Source organism: Erwinia sp. HDF1-3R (assembly GCF_039621855.1).
Taxonomy (GTDB): domain Bacteria; phylum Pseudomonadota; class Gammaproteobacteria; order Enterobacterales; family Enterobacteriaceae; genus Erwinia.
In genome coordinates, this window is sequence record NZ_CP155071.1 from 1,509,835 (window position 1) to 1,534,529 (window position 24,695).

The window sequence follows — 24,695 nt, forward strand, 5'->3', positions numbered from 1 at the left end:
GTGCCTGGCGGTCCTCACGCCGCGCGTGGCGCGGTGCCTTCGCTCCGCTCGTCGACCTTTCGGACCGGGCATGACGTGACATCCCTGTCCCGGCATGCCCTTGTGCCAGCATCCCTGCTGGCCCATCCGGGTCTTCCTCTCTGCGCTCAGCGCTGCGGAATGCCTGTCACCGGGCCCCACCCGTCTGCTTATTGCATTGTGCTGGCTGCGGGTAAGAGCGGTTCCGGGGGTTTCAGGAAACTCTGTGGCCGGGTTTATTGAAGAAAGAACTCTACAAATAAGAAAACTGCTCTGCTAAAGACTCAGTGCCGTCGTCAGCTGATCGTATCTGGTATGCGGGAGACCTGGCGAATGTCGCCTGCGTATTGAGCCCATTGCTGTAAGGGCAGGGGTGGTCGCCTACCGTTGGGGCCCGGTGCTGCACAGGCCTGGGGTGTCGCCAACGAGTGGGGCCCGGTGTCTGGCGGTCCTCACGCCGCGCTTCGCACGGTGCCTTCGCTCCGCTCGTCGACCTTTCGGACCGGGCATGACGTGACATCCCTGTCCCGACATGCCCTTGTGCCAGCCTCCCTGCTGGCCCATCCGGGTCTTCCTCTCTACGCTCAGCGCTGCGGAATGCCTGTCACCGGGCCCCACCCGTCTGCTTCTTTGCATTGTGCTGGCTGCGGGTAAGGGCGGTTGCGGGGGTTACATAAACTCTTTTGGCAGGTTTGGAAGAGTAAGAACTCTGCAAATATGAAAACCGCTGTGCTAAAGATTCAGTGCCGTCGCCAGCTGGTCGTATCCGGTCTGCGGGGGATCTGGCGAATATCGCCTGTGTATTGAGCCCATTGCTGTAAGGGCAGGGGTGGTCGCCTACCGTTGGGGCCCGGTGCTGCACAGGCCTGGGGTGTCGCCAACGAGTGGGGCCCGGAGCCAGGCGGTCCTCACGCCGCGCGAGGCGCGGTGCCTTCGCTCCGCTCGTCGACCTTTCGGAGCGGGCATGACGTGACATCCCTGTCCCGACATGCCCTTGTGCCAGCATCCCAGCTGGCCCATCCGGGTCTTCCTCCCTGCGCTCAGCGCTGCGGATTGCCTGTCACCGGGCCCCACCCGTCTGCTCTTTTTGCATTGTGCTGGCTGCGGGGTAAGAGCGGTTCCGGGGGTTTCAGGAAACTCTGTGGCCGGGTTTTATTGAAGAAAGAACTCTACAAATAAGAAAACTGCTCTGCTAAAGACTCAGTGCCGTCGTCAGCTGATCGTATCTGGTATGCGGGAGACCTGGCGAATGTCGCCTGCGTATTGAGCCCATTGCTGCACAGGCCTGGGGTGGTCGCCTACCGTTGGGGCCCGGTGCTGCACAGGCCTGGGGTGGTCGCCAACGGTTGGGGCCCGGTGCCTGGTGGTCCTCACGCCGCGCGTGGCGCGGTGCCTTCGCTCCGCTCGTCGACCTTTCGGACCGGGCATGACGTGACATCCCTGTCCCGGCATGCCCTTGTGCCAGCATCCCTGCTGGCCCATCCGGGTCTTCCTCTCTACGCTCAGCGCTGCGGAATGCCTGTCACCGGGCCCCACCCGCCGGCTTATTGCATTGTGCTGGCTGCGGGGTAAGAGCGGTTCCGGGGGTTACATAAACTCTTTTGGCAGGTTTGAAAATGGAAAGAAGTCTGCAAAAAACAAGAAAACTCCTCTGCTAAAGACTCAGTGCCGTCGTCAGCTGATCGTATCTGGTATGCGGGAGACCTGGCGAATGTCGCCTGCGTATTGAGCCCATTGCTGTAAGGGCAGGGCGTGGTCGCCTACGGGTGGGGCCCGGTGCTGCACAGGCCTGGGGTGTCGCCAACGAGTGGGGCCCGGTGCCTGGCGGTCCTCACGCCGCGCTTCGCACGGTGCCTTCGCTCCGCTCGTCGACCTTTCGGACCGGGCATGACGTGACATCCCTGTCCCGACATGCCCTTGTGCCAGCATCCCTGCTGGCCCATCCGGGTCTTCCTCTCTGCACTCAGCGCTGCGGAATGCCTGTCACCGGGCCCACCCGTCTGTTTATTGCATTGTGCTGGCTGCGGGTAAGAGCGGTTCCGGGGGTTTCAGGAAACTCTGTGGCCGGGTTTTATTGAAGAAAGAACTCTACAAATAAGAAAACTGCTCTGCTAAAGACTCAGTGCCGTCGTCAGCTGATCGTATCTGGTATGCGGGAGACCTGGCGAATGTCGCCTGCGTATTGAGCCCATTGCTGTAAGGGCAGGGGTGGTCGCCTACCGTTGGGGCCCGGTGCTGCACAGGCCTGGGGTGTCGCCAACGAGTGGGGCCCGGTGCCTGGCGGTCCTCACGCCGCGCTTCGCACGGTGCCTTCGCTCCGCTCGTCGACCTTTCGGACCGGGCATGACGTGACATCCCTGTCCCGACATGCCCTTGTGCCAGCATCCCTGCTGGCCCATCCGGGTCTTCCTCTCTGCACTCAGCGCTGCGGAATGCCTGTCACCGGGCCCACCCGTCTGTTTATTGCATTGTGCTGGTGCGGGTAAGGGCGGTTCCGGGGGGGTACATAAACTCTTTCGGCAGGTTTGGAAGAAGGAAGAACTCTGCAATTAAGAAAACCTTTGTGCTAAGACTCAGAGCCATCGGCTGGGCAGGCGCTGTCAAATGCACATTACCGAATTACCTGCTAATGGGCCGGGCGGGCTACAAAGCCTGAGTGTTATTAGGGCTTAACTTAAAGTCGTGCTGATGATGCCTGCGGATAGACAACCGGTTTTACTGAAAGCAGCTCAGCAGCCCGCGGACAGACAAACGGTTTTACTCAAAGCGGCTCAGAAGCCTGAGAGGTGGATAATCCCAGCGGGTGACGGGTAATCCGCAGCGCTGCGGCGCAGACGGAGGGCCAGGCGAGGGCAGCAGGGATGCTGCACTCAGGGAGCGGCGGGCAGGGATGCCCGCTCGCGACCGGGCCGTCCGGCCCGGAGTCGGAGCCAAAGGCACCAGGCAAAGCCTGGCGCGAGGACGCCCGGCAAACGCTGGGATTATCCACCGGCAAAGGAACTGTCCACCGGCAAAGCCGACATTGCAGCCGACACAACCAACCGGCATACATCGGAACTGTCCACCAGCACCGAAGATATCGCAGCCTGCGCAACAAACCTGCGCTGTGGGCCACCCGCCACCCGCAGGGATTATCCACCAACCCACAACGAAAAAAGCCCGGCAGACACTTATGTCTACCGGGCTTCGATGTAAGTTTATTAGCGCCAGAAACTGTCCAGCGGGCGGCATATCGACAGCCTTTTAATGACAGGGCAGCCCTCCGGACAACGTGCGATTAGTGTGATTTCATACCGGCCGCGGTCATCATCATACGAAACAGCGTTGCCACCACGCCCAGCGCCATAACGCTGCCTGCATAAATGACCGCCATCCACAAAATGCGTTTCCACACCGGTGAAGGTGTCGCCTGCTGTGTTTCAATCATACTCATCTCCCGTTCACTCAATCAGTGGTAGCCTTCATCCGGATTGATTTTCCCTCGGAACACATAGTAGCTCCAGAAGGTATAAACCAGGATAACCGGAATAATCAACAGCCCGCCGACCAGCATAAAGCCCTGACTCTGCGGCGGTGAGGCAGCCTGCCAGATAGTGATGGACGGTGGAATGATATTCGGCCAAATGCTGATACCAAGGCCGGTAAAGCCCAGGAAAACCAGCGCCAGCGTCAGCAGGAACGGGGAGTAATTCGCATGGCGCTTGAGGGCGCGCAGCAAACTCCATGCAGCCAGCAGAACCAGCACCGGTACTGGCAGGAACCAGAACAGATTTGGCAGGGTAAACCAGCGATGCATAATGTCCGCGTGGGCCAGCGGCGTCCAGACGCTGACGATGGCAATAAACACCAGCAGCACCAGCAGCAGAGGCTTCGCCAGCGCGGTCATTTTGCGATGCAGCTCGTTCTCGGTTTTCATAATCAGCCAGGTACTACCCAGCAGCGCATATGCCACCACCAGACCCAGACCACAAAACATCGAAAACGGCGTCAGCCACAGCAGTTCCGGGCCACTATAGGCACGATTCGTTACCTGGAAACCGTTGATAAAGGCGCCCAGCACTACACCCTGGCTAAACGTCGCCAGAATAGAGCCCACGATAAAAGACTTATCCCAGAACGGACGATGCTCCTCGGTCGCCTTAAAGCGAAACTCAAAGGCGACGCCGCGGAAAATCAGGCCAATGAGCATCAGCGTCAGCGGCACCGACAGGGCGTCGAGGATCACCGCATAGGCCAGCGGGAAAGCGCCGTACAGCGCCGCACCGCCCAGCACCAGCCAGGTTTCATTACCGTCCCACACCGGCGCAACGGTATTCACCATCATATCGCGCTCGGCTGCATCTTTATTAAATGGAAACAGTAGACCAATACCCAGGTCGAAGCCGTCCATCACGATATACATCAGCGTTGAAAAAACAATGATGCCAAACCAGATGACAGAAGTATCAATGACCACGTTATTTCTCCCCCTTCTGCGCGTTTAACTTTTCCTGCACGGCAGACAGCGGACGTGAAGGGGTATGTTTGGTGCCAGGACCACCATCCGGATCGTCATTACCTTCACCCTGTTTCGGACCCTTCTTGATCAGGTTAAACAGATAGATGTAGCCGACGCCGAACACTGACGTGTAAACCAGAATAAAGGCGATCAGGCTCAGGCTCATGTGCAAATCGCCGTGAGCGGATACCGCATCCTTCGTTCGCAGCAGGCCATACACCACCCAGGGTTGACGCCCTATTTCAGTGGTAAACCAACCGGCCAGAATGGCAATCAGACCCGACGGACCCATCAGCAGTGCGAACCACAGGAAGGGACGACAGGTATAAAGGCGATTGCGTATGCGCAGCCACAGGCTGACCACGCCCAGCAGCACCATCAGCATGCCCAGGCCTGCCATTACGCGGAACGACCAGAATACGATAGTGGAATCGGGACGATCTTCTTTTGGAAAGGTTTTCAGCGCCGGAACCTGCTTATGCAGACTATGGGTCAGGATCAGGCTGCCCAGATATGGGATCTCCACCGCGTAGCGGGTTTTTTCCTGTTCCATATCCGGCAGACCAAAGAGAATAAGCGGCGTGGCTTCGCCCGGCTTATTCTCCCAGTGGCCTTCAATTGCCGCGATTTTGGCAGGCTGGTGTTCCAGCGTATTCAGACCGTGTGCATCGCCCAGTCCCGCCTGAATCGGCGATACGATCAGCGCCATCCACAGTGCCATCGACAGCATTTTGCGAATCGCTGGGGTGTCATTGCCGCGCAGCAGATGCCAGGCCGCAGAAGCGCCAACAAAGAAGGCGCTCGCCAGGAAAGCGGCGGTGGACATGTGCAGCAGTCGGAATGGGAAAGAGGGGTTGAAAACAATCTTAAACCAGTCAACCGGGACCACCAGGCCATTCTGAATCGCGTAGCCCTGTGGGGTCTGCATCCAGCTGTTAGAGGCGAGGATCCAGAAGGTTGAAATGATGGTGCCCAGCGCAACCATGCAGGTCGCAAAGAAGTGCAGGCCACGGCCCACACGATGCCAGCCAAACAACATAACGCCAAGGAAGCCAGCCTCAAGAAAGAAGGCGGTAAGCACTTCATAGGTCAGCAGCGGGCCCGTTATACTGCCGGCGAACTGGGAGAAGCCGCTCCAGTTGGTGCCGAACTGATAGGCCATCACCAGGCCTGATACCACGCCCATGCCGAAGTTAACGGCAAAAATTTTCGACCAGAAATGGTAGAGGTCGCGATAGTCCTCATTTCTGGTTTTCAGCCACATCCCTTCCAGCACTGCCAGAAAACTGGCAAGCCCGATGGTGATAGCCGGGAAAATGATATGGAAGGAGACGGTAAAGCCGAACTGTATCCTTGCCAGGTGGAATGCATCTAATCCGAACATTGCTTACCTCGATCTAACATAGACTGCCTTTTCTTATTAATTAACTCGCACCTGACAACAAGGCCACATTTGATGTGATGGGGCGATCGTCAGGCGAGTATTTCATCGAAGGATTGATCCAGAGACCAAATCATTAGAAGGAGTGACAACAGTAATAGCGATTACGGCAATAATAACGGGGTTCTTTGCGATGAATTGTTTCACCGCTGCGTTAAATCGGTTGTCCATACTGTTAAAATGGGATCTGGGAATGATGCTGTTATGTAAAAATAATGTATCCGCATAGCCCTAAAGGTTTTTTTCGCGCCGTGGGCGTCTCCTTCCGTCATACCGATCCCCATTATCCGATGTAAGAATTATTTATATCGCGGCGGGCGGCTATAACTATTTGGTTGTTTTAGCTGTCGATTAAGGCACAAATTGGAAATTATTACGCTTAATGGTGTCATGGGCAGGTGTGTTGTTGTTTAATTGTTGCATTAAGGGTCGCAAGCGTTTAATAAAAATTAGATTTAATGTTATCAATGATTTCGTCACCCTGGTGGATAACCCAGCCGCAGTAAGCGCATGTAAATGTTAAACCATAATGACATATATTGATTCTGATAGAATTAATTAGTTACATTTACGCTCGTAATTTATCGCAATTTTATGTCGAAGGTCAAAGTTATTGCCACTTTACTGTGAGTGCGTCGTCAATTGCCTGTATCCCAGCGGGAACGAGATGACCTGATGCAAATGAGTGACAGCAATGGTCGAGCCGACTGGCGTTATTCTTTGGCGCATCCGACTTAGGGATAATTTTTTTAGCGGCTAAAATCCGAATTTTAGCGGCAGGGTAATCCTGCGGCGTCGCCCCGATGAAGGAGATTTAACGCTTAAATTTAAACGAATTAATACGCTCGGCCAGGGCAAAAAACAGCGAACTACAGGCAGGGAGAAGTGGATCGTCAGGCAGGAAAACCGCAGGCGCTATTGCACTGAATAACACTTCATAAGTATACTATCACCTTGAAAAGCTTTGATTTTTTTGACTAAAGTCAAATTCACTGCCGTTTGAAATCATTGTCTTATATTGAATACTTGCCACATTTAGGCGTACGCCATCCAACACCCAGTTACTTATTTATCGCTGTATTACCTTAGCGGTATAACCCTTTGTCGCTTGAATCTTGTTTGGGCCGTTGCCTTTGGGGATACGCAGTATGGAACATGAAGAAAATAATGCAGCGCCGGTGCCGGAACTGGCGCTGGACGGTATTCCGCAGGCCATCCTCCGGTTGGGTAAACGTCTGGCTGATACCAAATATCAGATAGATATGTTGGGTAAAAACGGCTGGGGGGATTTGACCGCGAATCTGCACGGTCTTGAGGCAAGCGGCGAATGGAACGGACCGGATGATGCGCTGACCTTTTTTAGCAAAATATTCCCCTTTGCGCGCCTGCCTGCGGAAACAGAATCCCTTGGAATATTCCAGGTGCCAACCGAGCGCGTTATCGGCCGCAGCTGGCGCTGGTGGCCTGAACATCTTAGCGCCAACAGCGAAGCGCGCCTGAAAGAGCATCTGGAGAGCCCTTTTGCCGCCAGTGGTACCTCGTTCTACTTTTTACCTGCGTTAGGCGTCCTGCTGGCGGCGCAGGGGCAGGGACGGGTAAACTACTGTCGCCAGCATAATATTCCCTTTATTACTGCCCGCGTCAGTAACCTGAACTACCCCCCGGCCGACCGGTTCCGCCTGTACCACGTCACGCGGGGGGAAACGCGCCAAAGCTGGATCGTGCTAAACGATCGCTATTTGCAGCCCGTAATATGGCCGCGGATAACGCTTCCTGCACTGACCGCCTACGGTGTGCATACCGGCAGCTGGTCGCTGCTATTCCCGCCGGTCAGCAGAGTGTTTGACGAGCTGTACACGCCGGTGGCGGCTGAGGATTTTATTGCGCCCTGTGTTGATCTGCTTGCCGTAAAAGAGCGGATGCGCGCCGAGCAGGAAGCGGCAAGACAGGCGATTAAACCGGTGAAAATGGCGCTGAGCGATATGGATATCACCAATATCTGGCCGGTCAGCCTGACGCTCTCCTTCTGCTTTATTTTATCGCTGGTTGTGGCGGGCGTCACGGCTGGCAAGGGCTGGACGGGCAGTATCAGCCTGCTGGTCTGCGGGATGGCCGGTAGCCTTTTACTGTTTATGGCAACGCCGGTATTCCTGGTCAGTAAGCGGATGCGCCGCCGCTATGATGCAATAGCCCCGGTCGCGCCAGCCAGCCCCACCGATGAAAAGCGAGAGCAGGACGACAGGCTACCGCCATCCTGAGGATCACGCACGGGGCAAGGGAGAGTATGCATTGCGGCAGCGAGCCGCCAGACTGAATTTACTGCACAAGATGATGGCTTATCGCGTACTTCACAATATCGGCGTTGCTGCTGAACTGCATTTTGTCCATCATGCGTGACTTATAGGTACTGACCGTTTTATTGCTGATTGAAAGCGTCTGGGCGATGGCGTTGATCGTCTCACCGTGTGCCAGCAGCATCAGAATTTGCCGTTCGCGGGTGGTCAGCGTCTCGTGTAGCGCCCGGTTACCGTTCTGGTATTCAGCAAAAACGATCTCCTGTGCGAGGTCGTGATCGATATAACGCGATCCTCCCGCCACGCTGCGGATCGCGGTCAGCAGCGCATCGGGATTTTTATCCTTAGTGATATAGCCCAGTGCGCCACAGTTCAAAACCCGGCGGGCGATCTGCGGCTCATTAAACATACTGAGCACCAGGATCGGCAGGTTTTCGTATTGCAGGTGAATGCGTTTGATCAGTTCCTCACCGCTGATGCCGGGCATAGAAATATCCAGCAGCAGCAGATCCAGCCCGCCGAGGCGCAGCCGCTCAAGTACCTGACCGCCATCTCCCGCTTCACCCACTACGGAAAGACGCTTATCCAGAGCAAAAATTTGCTTTAATCCTTCACGCATCAGCGCGTGGTCATCGGCAATGACCAGTCGTATCACGTCATTCATTCGGTTTCCCTCGTCGATACTGCCTTATTAAGCCCGGCGCAGCCGGCGATCACGGCTTTTTTGCCGGCAGAGGGAGGGTCAATTCCAGCTGGGTGCCTTCACCGGGCTGGCTATTGATAGTGACCTGACCATCAAGCATATCCATCCGTTCCTGAATGCCCAGCAGGCCAAAAGCATCCCTACGCACGGATTGCATCTGGAAACCCCGACCATTATCGCGGATCTGAATAAGCAGCGCGTCGCGCGAAGCCTGCACAATAATGGATACCTTACTGGCCTGGGCATGTCGGGATATATTGGTTAGCGACTCCTGGACAACGCGAAATATTGTCGTTACTGCGCGATCGCACAGCGTGACCGGTTTCGTTTCCGGAACGAGCAGCATGCAGCTACAGCCGCTGGTTTTTACAAACTCGTCGCGCAGCCACTCCAGCGCGGGCACCAGCCCCATGTTCAGCATATTTGGCCGCAGGCGTGTGGAGACGTCGCGTACCACCTGAATAGTGCTGTCGATGAGCGTCATCAGATAGTCTACCTGCTGCGTCACCTGTGACGGGCTGCTGGCCTGCATGCCAATCAGCGACAGGCCAGCCCGCAGGCTGGTCAGGTGCTGACCCAGCTCATCATGGATTTCGCGTGCCAGATGTTTACGCTCATCCTCGGACTGCTGCTGCTGCTTACTGGCCAGCAGTCGCAGCTGATAGTGCGCGGCCCGCACTTCATTTTCGACTTCGCGCAGGCGGCTGATGTCGCGACCCACAGCTAAAACTGACACGATATCGCCCTTAAGATCGTATTCCGGCACGCAGCGAACGTGAAGGACCATCGAGCGTTTACCGTAGTGGGCTTCCAGCTCGGCCTCGCTCTTTTCTCCACTGGCCAGCGTGTTCGATACCAGACGGAACAGGCGCATTCCCACCTCATCGAAGGGAATGGAATCTGTCAGACGCCACCCGCGCGCACGCTCTTCACTACAGCCGGTCAGTTCAAGCACCAGCGGGTTGGCATACTGACAGCGCATCTGGGTATCAAAACGCGCAATCAGATCCGGTGAGTTTTCCACCAGCGAGCGAAACTGCTGCTCCTGTTGCAGATAGCGCTCGGTCCGCTGCCTGAGTTCACGAACATCGCGTACCACGCAGAGTACCAGGTTTTGCCCCTGATGCTCATACACGCTGGAGCTGACCTCAACCGGGATAATCTCACCGTTTTTCATCCGGTGTTGAGACGTGAAGCGGATACCTTCAGGACGCAAACTCAGTTTCCACCATAGCGCGGCGACATCGGGATCCTGGAGTTCGCCCTCAACGTCGGAATAGCTTAAACGTATCAGCTCCTGATATTTATAACCTAACATTTCGCAGGCTTTATTATTGATATATACCAGCCTGGAGTCCTGGCCGACTAAATAAATAGCGTCATTCACTTTGTCAAGCGCAAAGTCGGGCAGGATAGCCCGCGCATCAAGCGAAATTTTGCTCACGTTGAGACTGAATATTTCAGATGAAAGCATGGCTCTCTCTGTATGACAAATAGAAAAGAAAATTCAGGCATAACTATTACCACTCAGTTACATTAACTAAGATTCTACACCTGAGAGACTAATTACAACAAATATTTACTACAGTGACTACCTGAAATGATCTGAATATTGACCCAGCGCCAAATATAAAACTTCCCTCCCATATTGCCGCTAAAAAGTTAGCTTTAGTCAGCTTATTGTGCTTTTAAGCGTCTCACGAACGCGTGACAGACGCGATTTCACCGTGCCGAGCGGGATATCGAGCGACGTGGCGACATCCTGGTAGCTGCCATTGCGCTCGACCAGGATCGAGAGCATTTCACGGGTATCCGCAGGGAGTTTATCAATGGAGGTCGCCATCACGTTAAGTAGCTGATCGTTGGCAATAATATCACTTGGGTCGCACTCCTGGACCAGCTCAATCACATTATCTTCATTCAGGCTGTCGAACAAAAAACGATTCTGATGCGTTTTATAGTAGTTGCGGATGAGGTTGGCGGCAATACCAAACAACCACGTCTCAGGGCGCGATGCGCCGAGAAACTTATGGCTGTTGCGCAGCACTTCCACGCAGGTCATCTGGGCAATATCCTCAACGTCTTCGCGGTTGGATACGCGCTTGCGAATAAAGTTAATCAGCTTGCGATTCTGCTGGCAAAGAATATCCTGCCATAAAACGGGCATGGGTGCTTCAGACGTATATGACACTTCGGCTATTGAGGTCGCTAACATTGCATCACTCCTGAAATAATGAATACGGGTTTCAATAGACACTGCAAGGAGTGTGCCAGACCGGTAGATTTTGCTCAGGCCTTATTATTGCTACACGGGGCTCTTTGCTTAAGAATTATCTGAGACAAAAGTCTTACTTTCGGGGAAAATACCTGTGCCATAATTTTCACTAATAACGCGCGGGTAAAGTTTCCCCCGAAAAGACTTATTTTTTTTGCAGGGAAGGGTTAACGCGGTTGGGAACTTATGGTCATTTTCGACCACGTAATGGCATCGTGTTCACCACATTGAGTTTGCCATGATCAAAATCCAGTCCACTTTTCATTCTCAGCAGGCACTGTCTAAAATGCTGCTGAAACAGGATACCCCGTCCGCGGCTACGAGTGCCGTGGCTGGGGCGAATACGCAGACGCGAGCGGTGAATACCCGGTCGGCAGCGGATTCCCTGTCAGACTCGCTGGAAGAGATTGGTATGTTGTTCAGCGAGAAGATGGAGAAAAGGAGCAAAGGACTGGCGCGCCGTCAGATTAATACGGCGCACCTGCGCAGTAATCGCGGTGCCGTAGAGCGTATTGAGCGGCTGGGTGAGCTTTATCAAATGCTCGATGGCCAGCAGCAGGATCGGCTGGAGACGCGCCTGAGCGCGCTGAGCAGCGTGTTACGCGGCGAAGGGGAGCCGGAAGCGAGTGCGCTGGTCGAGGCAGCGGAAGGGGATCCGGCCCGCTGTGACCTGCTGCTGCGGATGACCCTGCGCGAGGCCGATCGGGCCGGTGACCATCAGACCGCCGCCGCCGCCAGCAGCAGTCTGGATAAGCTGCATGCCCGCTACGGCGATGAGGTCAGAGCCGGTCTGAATACCGCGTCCGCCATCGCCAGCTTTACTACCGACCCCACCGAAAAGCAGTCGATGCGTAACCTCTATTATCGCGGCATTGTGAAACACCAGTCGGCTTCGGTGATCCTCGACAGCCTGCTGGAACGTTTTGGCCACGAGCAGTTTATGCCGGGGCTCCGTACGCTTCAGCGGGCGCTGTCCGAGGATATCGCCTCGCTGACGCCCTCACTTTCCTCCCAGTCGCTGCACAAAATCCACACGGGCCTCAGCGAGGCCGGACAGATAAGCCATGTCCTCGCGGGCAGCGGTAAGCTCCTCGAACGGCTGCGCGCGGGGGGGAAAATCCCTTCCGCGTCGCTGGGCGCCATTGATTTGACCCGCAGCCTGCTCGGCTTTGCTCATAACGGAGTGACGGGGCGGGATATCCAAAAAATAGGTAAGGACTATGCAGGTACGCATCCGGCGGCCCAGATGCTGTTCTTCAACGGCCTGCTGCCACTGGTGCACGAGATGCCCGTCATGCTGTGGCAGGACCGTAAACAACGCTCGCCCGCGATGAATATGCTGCGCGATACGATCAGGGTTCTGGTGAACAACGAAAATAATGCAGCGGCGAAAGGCTAGCAGGGGAAAGCGATGAACGGCATCTTTTTAATATTAAATCGCATTGCCCTGGCCGCGATGCAGCGTTCTGAAATCATTGGCGCCATGTTTGCGATGGCCATTGTTTTCATGCTGATCATTCCGCTGCCGCTGGGGCTGATTGATACCCTGATTGCCGTCAATATCTGTATTTCTTCTCTGCTGGTGGTGCTGGCGATGTACCTGCCCCGACCGCTGGCCTTTTCAAGTTTCCCGGCTGTGCTGCTGCTGACCACCATGTTCCGCCTGGCGCTGTCGATCTCCACCACCCGTCAGATCCTGGTACAGCAGGATGCGGGTCATATCGTGGCGGCGTTCGGAACCTTTGTGGTCGGCGGTAACCTGGCCGTGGGCATGGTGATGTTTTTAATCCTCACCGTGGTGAACTTTCTGGTTATCACCAAGGGGTCAGATAGGGTGGCCGAGGTTGCCGCGCGTTTTACCCTGGATGCGATGCCGGGCAAGCAGATGTCGATCGACAGCGATCTGCGTGCCGGTCTGATTGACGTCGGTACCGCTAAACGCCGCAGGGTGGATCTGGCCAAGGAGAGCCAGCTGTTTGGCGCAATGGACGGGGCAATGAAGTTTGTTAAAGGGGATGCGATTGCCGGGCTGGTTATTCTGTTTATCAACCTGATTGGTGGCTTCAGCATTGGCGTAATGCAGCTGGGAATGCCAGCGGGCGATGCCATGCAGACCTACTCCGTACTGACCGTGGGTGACGGCCTGATCGCGCAGATCCCGGCGCTGCTTATCTCGCTGACCGCCGGGATGATTATCACGCGTGTCTCATCGGACAGTGATAACAGCGTCGATAACAATATTGGCCGTGAGATAGCCGAGCAGCTTACCAGCCAGCCGAAAGCCTGGATCCTCTCCTCCATCGGCATGTTCGGGTTTGCGCTGCTGCCGGGTATGCCCACCGGCGTATTCGTGGTGCTGTCGGTATTGACGCTGGCGACCGGCAGCTTTCAGGTGTGGCGGGCGCGGCGCGAGCTGGTTTCAAACCAGCCGCAGATGGAGAACGAGGTGGTGCCGCCCGAACTTAACGGCACCGAGGATCTGCGCCAGTTTAATCCCACCCGGCCCTATCTTCTGCAGTTCCCCAGCGCCGCGCGCGGGACGGCAGAGACGCTGGAGCTGGTCCAGGCCATTCGCCGGATGCGCAACAGCATTGTTTATAACTACGGCTTTACGCTGCCTGCGTTTGATATTGAGTTTCAGGATCAGCTGCCTGCCGATGAATTCCGCTATTCCGTGTATGAAATTCCCCGGGTGATCGGCACGTTTCGGGTGCCCCTGCTGGCGGTGAGCCGTAAAGAGCATGAGAGGCTGGCAGAGGAGGAGGGGGTAGTCCCCGGCAGCGATGCCCGGCGGGAGGGCGACCTGCTGTGGCTGCCGCCCGACCATCCCCTGTTGCAGAGTGACGAACCGGCCCGTTGGGGCTTTCACGATCTGCTGATGAAGCGGATGGAGAATGCCATCCACGCCAGCGCACCGCATTTTATTGGACTACAGGAGACGCGGGCGCTGATGGGCTGGCTGGAGACGGAGCAGCCAGAGCTGGCACAGGAGCTACAGCGCGTTATGCCCATCGCCCGTTTCTCTAACGTGCTGCAAAACCTGGTTTCTGAACGTATTCCGCTGCGCTCGGTGCGGGCGATTGCGGAGGCGCTGATCGAACATGGTCAGCATGAGCGTGATATCAGCCTGCTTACCGATCTGGTCCGCATCTCATTAAAAGAGCACATCTGCTACCAGTACAGCCAGGAGGATGGCCTGCACGTCTGGCTGCTTACGCCGGAAATGGAGGAGCAGCTGCGTGACGCGCTGCGCCAGACCCAGAGCGAAGTCTTTTTCGCCCTGACGCAGGAGCAGAATATGGCCATTCTCGCCCAGATGCATAACGCTTTTGCGCCGGGAAATGCCGCCTCCGCCGTGCTGCTGGTCGCACAGGATTTGCGCAGTCCGCTACGCGGTCTGATTCAGGATGAATTTCATCAGGTGCCGGTGCTGTCTTTCGCCGAGCTGCAATCAAACCTGTCGATTAATGTGGTGGGTCGCCTGGACCTGGACGATTCAGCCGAGTCCTTTGATGCTTAGGAGCTGAAAAATGTTTGAGCTACGCGTGTTAACAGGCCGTCACCAGGGGGCGGCACTTCCCGTCACCGGGGGAGAATGGACCCTGGGACAGAGTGAGGACGCCGGTCTGCAACTGACGGATGCGGGGGTGGCCGCACGACATGCGACGCTGATTTTTGCGGAGGATCGCTGGCTGCTGCAGGCAGTGGAAGGCAAGGTGCGTACCGCAGCCGGAGAGAATATCGACCTGCTGGATCCTCTTCCTGTTGACCAGCCGTTCGCACTGGGGGAGGTCTGGCTCAGCCTCTCACCCGCGAACAGCCCGTGGGAAGCCATGACCGCGGCGCCTCAGCCGGTAGCACAATCGGTAGCACAACCTGCCCCCCCAGAGGCGCCACCCGTAGCGTCACCGACCTTCTCGCGCGGGGTTCAGGTGCTCTCCATCAGCCTGATCCTGCTGCTGAGCTTTACCATTATTAGCTGGATCCTACAGCCCACCGTGGCGCAAACCTCTACCGGCGGCTCAAACCGTAAGGTGCTGGAGACATTGCAGGAAGTTCGCCCGCCGCTGGTGGCGATGCTGCGCGATCGTGGACTGACGCCCGGCGTTAAAATCGATATGGGCAAAGGCACGATGATTCTGAAGGGAGAGTTAAACAAAGAGCAGCTGCAGATCCTGGAAAGAATGCTGGTGCGCTTTGAGGCGCAGTACAACGTGGTGCCAAAACTGGTCAATACCACCCGCCTGCGCAGCGCCAAACTGCCGTTCCGCATTGTGCAGATAACCACCGGCAAACGGGCGAACGTGGTGACCGACGCCGGACAGCGCCTGTTTATTGGCGATCAGGTCAAGGATCTGCGACTGGTGGCCATTACCTCCAGTGAAGTTGAATTCGCCGGCAGTGAGCATATCAAGGTGAACTGGTGAGGCTGGACGTCAACGGGCTCATCCGCGACTGGACGCAGCGACATCAGCAGCGACTGGCAAACTTTGCGCCGGTTAGCGTCTTTGGTCGCATTACGGGCATCAGCGGCATTCTGCTTGAAAGCAGCCTGCCCGGCGCACGGATTGGCGACCTGTGCCGCATTGAGGGCAAAAATAACCGTCGCGTACTGGCCGAGGTGGTCGGCTTTAACCCGCAGCACACCCTGCTTTCCGCGCTGGGTCAGCTGGATGGCATCGCCCAGGGCGCGAGAGTGACGCCGCTCTATCAGCCCCACAGTATTCGCGTCTCAACGCAGCTGTTAGGCAGCGTGCTGGATGGTTTCGGTCGTGCCGTCGAGCAGGGCGGCATCAGCGCCTTTGCCGAGCCGGAAGAGGGCTACCGTGACGGGATCAAACCCGTACTGGGTGATGCGCCTCCGCCCACCGAACGCCCCCGCATTGATACGCCGCTGCCGACCGGTATGCGGGCCATTGATGGCCTGCTGACGCTGGGGGTCGGGCAGCGCGTGGGGATTTTCGCCGGCGCAGGCTGTGGTAAAACCACATTGCTGGCGGAGCTGGCGCGCAATACGCCCTGTGATGTGATTATTTTTGGCCTGATTGGTGAACGCGGTCGTGAACTGCGCGAGTTTCTTGACCACGAGCTGGACAGCGAACTGCGCAGCCGCACCGTGCTGCTGTGCGCCACCTCAGACCGCAGCAGCATGGAGCGCGCACGGGCGGCCTTTACCGCCACCGCCATTGCGGAAGCCTTTCGTGACGAGGGGAAAAGTGTGTTGCTGATCCTCGATTCCCTGACGCGTTTTGCCCGCGCCCAGCGAGAAATCGGTCTGGCGCTGGGCGAACCGCCCGGTCGCGGTGGCCTGCCGCCTTCGGTCTATACCCTGCTGCCAACGCTGCTTGAGCGCGCCGGGCAGACCGCCACCGGTGCAATTACGGCCCTTTATTCGGTGCTGATCGAACAGGACTCAATGAACGATCCGGTGGCCGACGAGGTGCGATCGCTGATTGACGGGCATATCGTGCTCACCCGTAAGCTGGCGGAGCGCGGCCACTATCCTGCGATTGACGTGCTGGCCAGCCTGAGTCGAACCATGAGCAGCGTGGTGGCGCGGCAGCAGGTGAGCGAGGCGACCGACGTGCGTCGTCTGATGGCCGCCTGGCAGCAGGTAGAAATGCTGATCCGCCTCGGCGAATACCAGCCGGGTAACGACAGCCTGACCGATGCGGCAGTGCAGGCTCAGGATGCGATAAACGGTTATCTCCAGCAGCCGATGCGCGATCCCTCCAGCTTCGATCTCACCTGTTCTCAACTTGCCGAGGTAAGCCGTCATGCGCCGCCACGCTAATCCCGAACCCGAACTGACCACCGACCCCTCGGCGGTCGAGCTACAGCATACCCTTAATCTGCTGCTGCCCATCCGGCGGCAGCGCCTGAGCCGCAGCGAGCGTCAGCAGCGTGAGCAGGAGAGGACGCTTCGTACCCTGATCGATAAAAAGGCCGAGGCCGACGAGCGGCTGGCCGGGCGGCAGCAGGATTACCAGCAGGTGCGTCGGGCATTTGACGGGCAGAACTGCGGTGTACGCCAGGAAAAATTTCGGCTGGAACGTGCGCTACAGCAGGAGCAGCAGGCGGCAGAGCGGGTGGGTAGGGAGCGGATGAATATTGACCAGCTGGCGCAGCAGCACGGCGAGCAGCAGGTAAAGGTGGAGCAGGCCCAGCAGGAGACGCGGCGTCGCCTGCGGGAAGTAGAAAAGCTGGAATATTTGCTACAGCAGGAGAGGTTTGCATGATCCGTACTCTTTCACAATCGGCCATTGCGCATCAGCTTCGTCAGGCCTCTGAGCGCCAGGCGCAACAGCAGCGTGAAAATCAGCGACGAGCGCAGGTGCATCCGGCCCCGGCGGGAAGAACCGCGCGGCCGGATGCGCGAGCCGCGCGACTGCCGGAGCCTGCCGCTGGGCAGAAGCGCGGCGCCCCGTCGCCTGCCAGCCGTAGTCAGGAGCGTGCCGCATCGGGTCGGCCTGCCTCGCGTAGCGAGTTCAGGCGGCCTTCAGAGGAGGAAGACGATCTGTTTAGCGCCCTGCTGGAAAAGGGTGACGATGTGATGATGCCTTTACTGACGCTCAACGGGGGCGGTTCGGATCCGCAGCAGAATTTTACCCCGATGGCGGAGACGGCAACGCCGTCTGCTCCGCCTGCGATGGCCCTGTGGCAGGAGATTGAACCGGCGCTGGCTTCGTCGCTAACCGGGATCCCGCCGGGTGAGATGATGCTGACCCTGATGCTGCCGAAGCTTGGCAACGTTGACGCGCAGATGGCCGCGCTGCCCGGTGGCGGCTGGGATATCGCGCTGCGCCTCGAGTCCGGGGCCTGGCAGGCGCTGCTGCCTCATCAGGAACGGTGTCGCCTCTCGCTTCGCCAGCGCATGGCCTGCCGGGTGCGACTGCGCGTTGAGCGTCGTCAGCCCGATGACTATCAGGCGATTGAAGCATGACGGCCCTGTCATTACGGCAGGTCTCTGCGCAACATGCCCGTCTGCGGCAGCGCATCGGTGCGGGCTGTTCATGGCCTTTTACGCTGGCAGGCCAGCCCGGCGTAATGCGGCTGACGCTGGCGAATATGCCTTGTCCCGAAGGGATGAGCCACTGGGTCTGTGACGCGGGTTCGCTACAGTTTTCCGACGCGGAGGCGGTCTGTTCGCTGATGTCCACCTGTCCGCTATTTGCCCTTGAGCCGGAAGCGCCCGAGCAGGCCTGGTACTGGCCGTGGTGGCAACAGCAACTTTCTGCCGAACTTCTTGCGCTGTTCGTCCACTTATCTCTTACGCAGTCTGTTGCCGAACCCGCTGACATGCTGCTGACGTTAACGCTGGTGCGGGGGGAACAGCAGGCTGAAAGCCTGCTGGCGCTCAGCACCGCGAGCCTGGAACACCTTATTAATAAAACCGGATGGCAGCAGGACGCGCAACCTTTACCGGATAGCATGATGCTTAGCCTGCCGATTACCGTCGGCGAATTAGTGCTGTCGCCTGCCGGGCTACAGTCCCTGCGCTGCGGGGATGTATTGCTGCCTGAGACGCTCCACTTCACCCCAGAGGGGCGGGGAACGATTCGCAGCGCTGGCTGGCAGCTGCAGGGCGAATTGCAGCTGCAGCCCGGCACGATGGCCCATTTTTATCTTACCGAGATGGAGAGAAGTAACGTGACCCTTACCCATGACGAGTATGAGCAAGAGAATCTTAACCCAGCGGATCCCAGCCGGGACGCCGAACCGACCGGCGGGGCAACAGACTTTGCCCCTCTGCCACTCGCTCTGTCGGTTCGCTGCGGCCAGCTGAAACTGACGCTGGGTGAACTGACTCGTCTCAGCCCCGGCGCGATGGTGATGATTGATAACGTAAAGCCCGGCGAGGCGCTGCTCTGCCACGGGGACTATCCGCTGGCCAGGGGGGAGCTGGTCGACGTAGAGGGCAGGCTGGGCCTGCAAATCACCCACCTGCTGCCCGCCAGCAAAGACCCTCTGTGCGGGAGCGTTTGATAATCAATGGATTCACTTTCGCTCAACCCGATGACGCTTGCCCTGTTTCTTGGGGCACTGTCGCTGATACCGATTCTGATGATTGTCTGCACCTGTTTTTTAAAAATATCCATGGTGCTGATGCTCACCCGCAACGCGATGGGGGTCCAGCAGGTACCGCCAAATATGGCTATCTATGGCATTGCGCTGGCGGCCTCGCTCTTTGTCATGGCACCGGTATTCAATGAGATGAGTCAGCGGGTTAAGGCACTGCCGATTGATACGCAGTCGACCGAACGGCTGGATTATACGGTGAGCAACGGCGTGGAGCCGTTGAAGCGATTTATGGTGAAGAACACCGATGCCGATATTCTGACGCATCTGCAGGAAAATGCGCAGCGCATGTGGCCAAAAGAGATGGCACAAAGCGTGCAGCACGACAGCCCGCTATTGTTAATTCCCTCCTTTGTGCTTTCGGAGCTACAGAACGGCTTCAAGATTGGCTTTCTGATCTATATCCCCTTTATCGTCGTCGATCTGATTGTCTCCAACGTCCTGCTGGCACTGGGGATGCAGATGGTGTCACCCATGACCATCTCCCTGCCGCTAAAAATCCTGTTGTTCGTGCTGGTCAGTGGCTGGACACGGCTGCTTGACGGCCTGTTCTACAGCTATATGTGAGGAACAGATGGATATTCTAACGCTGTTTCGCCAGGCGATGCTGCTGGTGGTGGTGCTCTCCGCGCCGCCGCTGATTGTGGCAGTCATTGTTGGCGTGATCGTCTCGCTGCTCCAGGCCGTGATGCAGCTTCAGGATCAGACCCTGCCCTTCGCCATCAAACTGGTGGCGGTGGGGCTGGCGCTGGCGCTGAGCGGGCGATGGATTGGTATTCAGCTGATTGAGCTGACGCAGAACGCGTTCGCCATGATGCCCTACGTGAAGTACTGATATGTGGAACAGTGTCCTCTACGATGGCTACCACTTTATTCTTGCGATCACGCTCGCCATGGCCCGCATTTTCCCCTGCCTGCTGCTATCGCCGGTTTTCTCGTTTAATGTCATAAAGGGCGGCCTGCGATCGGCCATCGTGCTGGCACTGGCGCTGTTCCCTTCGCCGATGATCCAACAGCAGCTGGCGCTGGAGGATCCTTCCCTGTTCCTGCTGGCCGCGCTGGCGCTGAAAGAGATAGCGATCGGCGTGGTGATCGGCCTGCTGATGGCGATGCCGTTCTGGCTGTTTGAATCGGTCGGCGCGCTGTTTGATAACCAGCGCGGCGCGTTAATGGGCGGACAGCTTAATCCTCAGCTTGGCCCGGATGCCACCCCGCTGGGGGTACTGATGCAGCAGTCGGTTATCCTGCTGCTGGTACTGGGTTTAGGGCTGTCAACGCTGACGCAAATTATCTGGGACAGCTACCGCCTGTGGCCGGCGATGCAGTGGCTCCCCTTTCCCGGCGAAGCGGGTTTCAAGGTGTATCAGACGCTGCTGGCGGGCGTGTTTACGCACATCGTTCTCTACGCGGGTCCGCTGGTGGCCCTGCTGCTGCTGGTTGATTTTAGCATTGGCATCCTCAGTATCTACAGCCCTCAGCTCCAGGCGACGGTGCTGGCCATGCCGGCAAAATGCCTGCTGGGGATGCTGTTTTTCGTGCTTTATCTGCCGATCCTGAACTACGTTGCAGGCGAACGCCTGTTTGAACTCAAAGATCTCATTCCACAGATGAGCCAGATTTTGCGCGGGGTGACGCGGTAATGGCCGAAAAAACCGAAAATGCAACGCCGCAAAAGCTAAAGGAGTCGCGTAAAAAGGGCCAGGTCGGTCAGACGCCGGATATCCCTAAGCTGCTGATCTGCATCGGCGTTATGGAGACGATTTTTGCGCTGGTACAGGGCGGCATGGCGCGGCTGGAGGCGATGATAATGCTGCCTCTTGCCCGGCTAAACGATCCTTTTGGTCATGCAATGGAGGAGGTGGCCACCGACGGGTTAATGGTGCTGCTCTATTTCTGCGGCATTGTCTGCGCGCTGATTTTCCTGCTGCGTATTATTGGCGGCTGGATCCAGTTTGGCCCGCTGTTCGCGACCGAGGCCATTAAGCCTAAGTTTGACGCCATCAATCCGGTGGGCCAGCTGAAGAACATGTTTTCTGCCAAAAAATTCACCTCGCTGCTCACCAGCGTGCTGAAGTCAGTGGCTATCGGCGTGGTGTTCTATCTGGCGATCGAACCCGATCTCGGCCCGCTGGCGCAGCTTGCTTACAGTGACGACCTCAACGGTTTCTGGCAGTCCATTCTGGCGCTGTTTATGAAAATTGTCCGGGAAACGCTGGCCCTGCTGCTGGTGATGAGCTCGCTGGATTTCGGCCTGCAAAAGTACTTCTTTCTTAAGCAGCAGCGCATGAGTCATGAGGATATCCGCAATGAATTCAAGCAGAGCGAAGGCGACCCGCATATGAAGGGGCACCGTAAATCCATGTCGCAGCAGATCCTTAATGAAGCGCCGAAACCGGCACGGCGAGAAGTGGCGGTCGAGGAGGCGGATATGGTGTTAATTAATCCGACGCATTTCGCGGTAGGACTCTATTATCGCCCCGGTGAAACCCCCTTGCCGAGACTGCTCTATAAGGCAGAGGGCTACGAAGCGCAGGATATTATCGCTTACGCGCAGCAGCGAAATATGCCGGTTATCCGCTTTGTCTGGCTGACCCGTACGCTGTTCCGCACGGTTAAAGAGGGCGAATACATTCCTCGCGAAACGCTGAAGGCCGTGGCGCAGGTTTACCGGCTGCTCAGGGAGCTGGAGGATCAGGAGCTTGATGAGGTGCTGGAGATGGATGACGTTTAATTTTCTTACTGCCTAGCGTAAATCCCCCAGCGAACAGAGTGTGGTAATGAGATCGTGCGGGTCATCATCGTCAGTGGGGAAACAGATCAGGCTAAGGGCACCCCCGGCATCCATACTGATATAGCACCCTTCGTAGCGGTCGGAATGCTGGAAGCGCCAGGTTAACACCTGACGCACGAGGTCGTCACGGCGTGAACCCGGCAGGATGCGTAGCGTCAGCACGGGGGCGGGCAGGGGGGCAAAAATTAACGCGTTCCCGGGCTGTAAGGCCCAGCAGCAGGCCTCACCCTGCTGCCAGGCATGCATAAAGGCCGCTATGCTATCAACCTGCGTCATTCATTCACCGATGCCCGGGAGTAATCGAATGGCCCGTTGCGCATATCCGGCTGCCACCAGATGGTCATTGCATGATCGTCAGAGACCGGCCTGCAGGACACATCGTTACAGCCAGCAAATTTCGGGTGGGCGCAGGCCGATAATAAGGTGACCAGCGCCAGAATCCCCAGCGGCTTTTTCATACTTTTCTCTCCCTCTCTTTTATCGCGACAGTAAGCGATCCGATGAACGGACAGGCGCGGAGTCGGCAGGCATATAGCCGTCGCTGGATTTGAGCAGTGATACCCGGGCCGGACGGGCGGGTATCTGTGTATCGTAGGCGACATACACCTCGGTCGACTCACCAGGTTTCAGCTTACTGTGTGGCCATGCCGACACGGCAAGCGTGCGATCGCTGCGGCAGGACGACTCGTCGAAACGCGCTTCCGCGCTGCTGGTATTGGTTAATACGCCGACGGCAATCTGCATTGAGCTATTGCCGTACCACTGATGACGCGCGCTGCTGCGAAAGGTCAGCGGAATATTACACAGCGAACTCAGCGTCAGGCCGGTTTGATTAGCCTGTAAGCCGCCGGGCAGCCGGTCTTCAGCCAGATCCTGCATCGCGCTCTCAATGGTGTGTTTCATATCGCCAAACTGATGACGGCGATTGATATCCCGTAGCGTATCGTTCACCTGATCGCGGTTTTCCGCGTCCACATAGCGTGAAGGATCCACCTGGTCACCAATCAGATGCGGCGTAATAATAAACAGTCGCTCACGCTGGGAGGTGGTGTGATTATTTGAGGTAAACAGTTTGCCGATAAAGGGGATCCGGCCCAAAATCGGTATCCGCTGCTCATCATCCCCGCTCTGCCGGGTATGAAAGCCGCCCATCACCAGCGAACGCTTTTCCTGTACCAGCGCCTGCGTGCTGATGACGCCATTTTCCGTCCCCTGGGCGCTACCGTCCTGATTTTTGTCCAGCCGGCCATCCTCAACGTCCACCACCAGCTGTACCGCCGCTTTACCGGGGTTATCGCCAATCGAGCGAGGCGTAACGCGCAGGCTGGTCCCGGCGGTCACTTCGCGGATATCCGCTACCCGCTCACCAATTGCGGTGATATAAGCGGTGTTGCTAAAATCAATAACCGCAGGCTGATTTTCGAGCGTCAGCACGGACGGGTTAGCAATAATCGATGCGGTGCCTTCTCCTTCCAGTGCCTGAATATCCGCGTAGAAGCGGTTAAAATCGGTGACGAACAGGGTGCTCGAACCATTAAGCATGTTTGACCCACCGGCCACGTTGCCAGCCTGTCCTCCCCAGCTTGAGGAGAGACGCGCCAGCTCGTTACGATCGATATCGACAATGACCGCGTCAATCTCAACCAGCTTTTGTGGCACATCAATCATCTTCACCAGGGCGGCATACTCACTGTGCAGCTTTTTATTGTCGCGCACCAGCAGGGTATTATTCCGCACGTCGGCGGAGACTTTGCCCTGTAGATCTTTACCCTGACTTTGGTCCTGCGCGTTGCTGCGGCCCAGGCGGGTATTGCGGCCAATCATCTGCTCCATAATCCCACGGCTTTGCTCCTGCATGGCCTGATAAGGATCGCTCCCGCCGCGTCCATCCTGCGAGGTGGTGGTGCCGCTGGCCGTACCGCCGCGGTTTTGCCCAAGGAGTTCATTCAGCATGGTGGCCACGCCGGGCACCACCAGCGTCTGATCGCGAAATTTAATGGTGCGGTCAGCCACGTCGGCATACTTCAGCGGGAATGCCATCATCTGTTTATCTTCGCTGGTTTCCGGCTCGGATTTTTTACTGAACTCGGCAATCATATCGACATATTTCGGCGGACCGGTGACCAGCACCACGCCCTCGTCGGGCAGCTCGCCCCAGCCAAAGCGGGATTCAAGCAGGCCTACGCCCTCCAGCGCCTGTTTCAGGTCTGGCGCGGCATCGGGGCTGATTTTAAGACGGCGTGAGGTTTGCTCAGACTGCGGGCTGACGTAAAGCGTGTTGTTATAAACAAACCACTGGAAGCGATACTCCAGCGCCAGCCGGTTCAGAAAGGCCTCGGCGTTATCGGAACGCAGGCGTGCGGTAACAAAGGTATCCGGCAGGCCGGTCACGTTGGCATCCACGCCATGACTGCTGGCGAAATCCTGGAGTATCACGCTGAGCGGCGTATTGTCGGCAGAGTAGGCGTAGGCCCCCTCTTTCCATTCGTCGGGCGTACTGGCATAGCTGTGTGTTACGGATAAGCCGAGCGCCAGCGTTAACAGTAACGGGCGAAACGGCAAAAAAGTCGTCAGCGGTCGGGGCACGCTTCTCTCC

Annotated in this window: 22 protein-coding genes; 12 read left to right on the forward strand and 10 right to left on the reverse strand. The window is 57.2% G+C overall.

Going from position 1 to position 24,695, the window contains the following annotated elements:
• Positions 1 to 2,779: 2,779 nt before the first annotated feature.
• From AAGR22_RS06945 to AAGR22_RS06960, 4 genes are all read right to left on the reverse strand, one after another.
• On the reverse strand, positions 2,780 to 3,007 hold the full coding sequence (locus AAGR22_RS06945; RefSeq protein WP_345831101.1) for a hypothetical protein: 228 nt from the start codon (positions 3,005 to 3,007) through the stop codon (positions 2,780 to 2,782).
• Between the two features lie 288 nt (positions 3,008 to 3,295).
• Positions 3,296 to 3,445 carry a DUF2474 domain-containing protein gene (locus tag AAGR22_RS06950; RefSeq protein ID WP_082804139.1) on the reverse strand — a complete coding sequence of 50 codons (150 nt, stop codon included), beginning with the start codon at positions 3,443 to 3,445 and terminating at the stop codon, positions 3,296 to 3,298.
• Between the two features lie 21 nt (positions 3,446 to 3,466).
• Positions 3,467 to 4,474: a cytochrome d ubiquinol oxidase subunit II gene (gene cydB / locus AAGR22_RS06955; RefSeq protein WP_067705440.1), complete on the reverse strand. Its 1,008-nt coding sequence runs from the start codon at positions 4,472 to 4,474 to the stop codon at positions 3,467 to 3,469.
• A 1-nt stretch (position 4,475) separates the two neighbouring features.
• Positions 4,476 to 5,900 (reverse strand): cytochrome ubiquinol oxidase subunit I, encoded by a 1,425-nt coding sequence (locus AAGR22_RS06960; protein ID WP_067705442.1) that lies wholly within the window; start codon positions 5,898 to 5,900, stop codon positions 4,476 to 4,478.
• Between the two features lie 1,205 nt (positions 5,901 to 7,105).
• On the opposite strand from AAGR22_RS06960, the gene AAGR22_RS06965 reads away from it, so the two are divergent.
• The gene (locus tag AAGR22_RS06965; RefSeq protein ID WP_197473320.1) at positions 7,106 to 8,215 is read left to right on the forward strand and encodes a hypothetical protein; all 1,110 of its coding nucleotides are present in this window, start codon (positions 7,106 to 7,108) and stop codon (positions 8,213 to 8,215) included.
• Between the two features lie 58 nt (positions 8,216 to 8,273).
• Here the strand turns inward: AAGR22_RS06965 and AAGR22_RS06970 are convergent, their stop codons facing one another.
• From AAGR22_RS06970 to AAGR22_RS06980, 3 genes are all read right to left on the reverse strand, one after another.
• Complete coding sequence (locus AAGR22_RS06970) at positions 8,274 to 8,915, reverse strand: response regulator transcription factor (RefSeq protein ID WP_067705443.1); 642 nt, start codon at positions 8,913 to 8,915, stop codon at positions 8,274 to 8,276.
• Between the two features lie 49 nt (positions 8,916 to 8,964).
• Positions 8,965 to 10,428: a PAS domain S-box protein gene (locus tag AAGR22_RS06975; protein ID WP_067705444.1), complete on the reverse strand. Its 1,464-nt coding sequence runs from the start codon at positions 10,426 to 10,428 to the stop codon at positions 8,965 to 8,967.
• A 198-nt stretch (positions 10,429 to 10,626) separates the two neighbouring features.
• Positions 10,627 to 11,169: an RNA polymerase sigma factor gene (locus AAGR22_RS06980; RefSeq protein ID WP_345831108.1), complete on the reverse strand. Its 543-nt coding sequence runs from the start codon at positions 11,167 to 11,169 to the stop codon at positions 10,627 to 10,629.
• 298 nt (positions 11,170 to 11,467) lie between these two features.
• Between AAGR22_RS06980 and sctW the strand changes: the two genes are divergently transcribed.
• From sctW to sctU, 11 genes are read left to right on the forward strand one after another with little or no spacing between them, the layout of a single operon-like run.
• Positions 11,468 to 12,628, forward strand: coding sequence for a type III secretion system gatekeeper subunit SctW (gene sctW / locus AAGR22_RS06985; protein ID WP_345831110.1), 1,161 nt, complete (start codon positions 11,468 to 11,470; stop codon positions 12,626 to 12,628).
• Positions 12,629 to 12,640: 12 nt separating this feature from the next.
• Positions 12,641 to 14,749 carry a type III secretion system export apparatus subunit SctV gene (gene sctV, locus AAGR22_RS06990; RefSeq protein ID WP_345831112.1) on the forward strand — a complete coding sequence of 703 codons (2,109 nt, stop codon included), beginning with the start codon at positions 12,641 to 12,643 and terminating at the stop codon, positions 14,747 to 14,749.
• Positions 14,750 to 14,759: 10 nt separating this feature from the next.
• Positions 14,760 to 15,656, forward strand: a complete 897-nt coding sequence (locus tag AAGR22_RS06995) for an FHA domain-containing protein (RefSeq protein WP_345831114.1) — start codon at positions 14,760 to 14,762, stop codon at positions 15,654 to 15,656.
• The gene (gene sctN / locus AAGR22_RS07000; protein ID WP_345831560.1) at positions 15,650 to 17,023 is read left to right on the forward strand and encodes a type III secretion system ATPase SctN; all 1,374 of its coding nucleotides are present in this window, start codon (positions 15,650 to 15,652) and stop codon (positions 17,021 to 17,023) included. The genes AAGR22_RS06995 and sctN overlap by 7 nt, the downstream gene beginning before the upstream one ends.
• On the forward strand, positions 17,007 to 17,468 hold the full coding sequence (locus AAGR22_RS07005; RefSeq protein ID WP_345831116.1) for a type III secretion protein: 462 nt from the start codon (positions 17,007 to 17,009) through the stop codon (positions 17,466 to 17,468). The genes sctN and AAGR22_RS07005 overlap by 17 nt, the downstream gene beginning before the upstream one ends.
• A complete protein-coding gene (locus tag AAGR22_RS07010) occupies positions 17,465 to 18,172 on the forward strand; it encodes a type III secretion system HrpP C-terminal domain-containing protein (protein ID WP_345831118.1) in 708 nt (235 codons plus the stop codon). Before AAGR22_RS07005 ends, AAGR22_RS07010 begins: the two co-directional genes overlap by 4 nt.
• Entirely contained in the window at positions 18,169 to 19,215 is a 1,047-nt protein-coding gene (locus tag AAGR22_RS07015; RefSeq protein WP_345831120.1) for a FliM/FliN family flagellar motor switch protein, read from the forward strand. The genes AAGR22_RS07010 and AAGR22_RS07015 overlap by 4 nt, the downstream gene beginning before the upstream one ends.
• A 6-nt stretch (positions 19,216 to 19,221) precedes the next feature.
• Positions 19,222 to 19,875 (forward strand): type III secretion system export apparatus subunit SctR, encoded by a 654-nt coding sequence (gene sctR, locus AAGR22_RS07020; protein ID WP_345831122.1) that lies wholly within the window; start codon positions 19,222 to 19,224, stop codon positions 19,873 to 19,875.
• Between the two features lie 7 nt (positions 19,876 to 19,882).
• The gene (gene sctS, locus AAGR22_RS07025; protein WP_067705464.1) at positions 19,883 to 20,143 is read left to right on the forward strand and encodes a type III secretion system export apparatus subunit SctS; all 261 of its coding nucleotides are present in this window, start codon (positions 19,883 to 19,885) and stop codon (positions 20,141 to 20,143) included.
• A gap of 1 nt (position 20,144) precedes the next feature.
• Positions 20,145 to 20,948, forward strand: coding sequence for a type III secretion system export apparatus subunit SctT (gene sctT, locus AAGR22_RS07030; protein ID WP_067705466.1), 804 nt, complete (start codon positions 20,145 to 20,147; stop codon positions 20,946 to 20,948).
• Complete coding sequence (sctU, locus tag AAGR22_RS07035) at positions 20,948 to 22,039, forward strand: type III secretion system export apparatus subunit SctU (protein ID WP_345831124.1); 1,092 nt, start codon at positions 20,948 to 20,950, stop codon at positions 22,037 to 22,039. The genes sctT and sctU overlap by 1 nt, the downstream gene beginning before the upstream one ends.
• Positions 22,040 to 22,051: 12 nt before the next feature.
• On the opposite strand, the gene AAGR22_RS07040 is transcribed toward sctU, so the two are convergent.
• Genes AAGR22_RS07040 through sctC form a run of 3 tightly spaced genes read right to left on the reverse strand, consistent with a single transcriptional unit; the run spans position 22,052 to position 24,685 of the window.
• Positions 22,052 to 22,375 (reverse strand): hypothetical protein, encoded by a 324-nt coding sequence (locus AAGR22_RS07040; protein WP_067705470.1) that lies wholly within the window; start codon positions 22,373 to 22,375, stop codon positions 22,052 to 22,054.
• Positions 22,372 to 22,557, reverse strand: a complete 186-nt coding sequence (gene hrpT / locus AAGR22_RS07045) for an HrpT family type III secretion system protein (protein WP_067705472.1) — start codon at positions 22,555 to 22,557, stop codon at positions 22,372 to 22,374. The genes AAGR22_RS07040 and hrpT overlap by 4 nt, the downstream gene beginning before the upstream one ends.
• A 19-nt stretch (positions 22,558 to 22,576) precedes the next feature.
• Positions 22,577 to 24,685: a type III secretion system outer membrane ring subunit SctC gene (gene sctC / locus AAGR22_RS07050; RefSeq protein WP_345831125.1), complete on the reverse strand. Its 2,109-nt coding sequence runs from the start codon at positions 24,683 to 24,685 to the stop codon at positions 22,577 to 22,579.
• Positions 24,686 to 24,695: the final 10 nt, after the last annotated feature.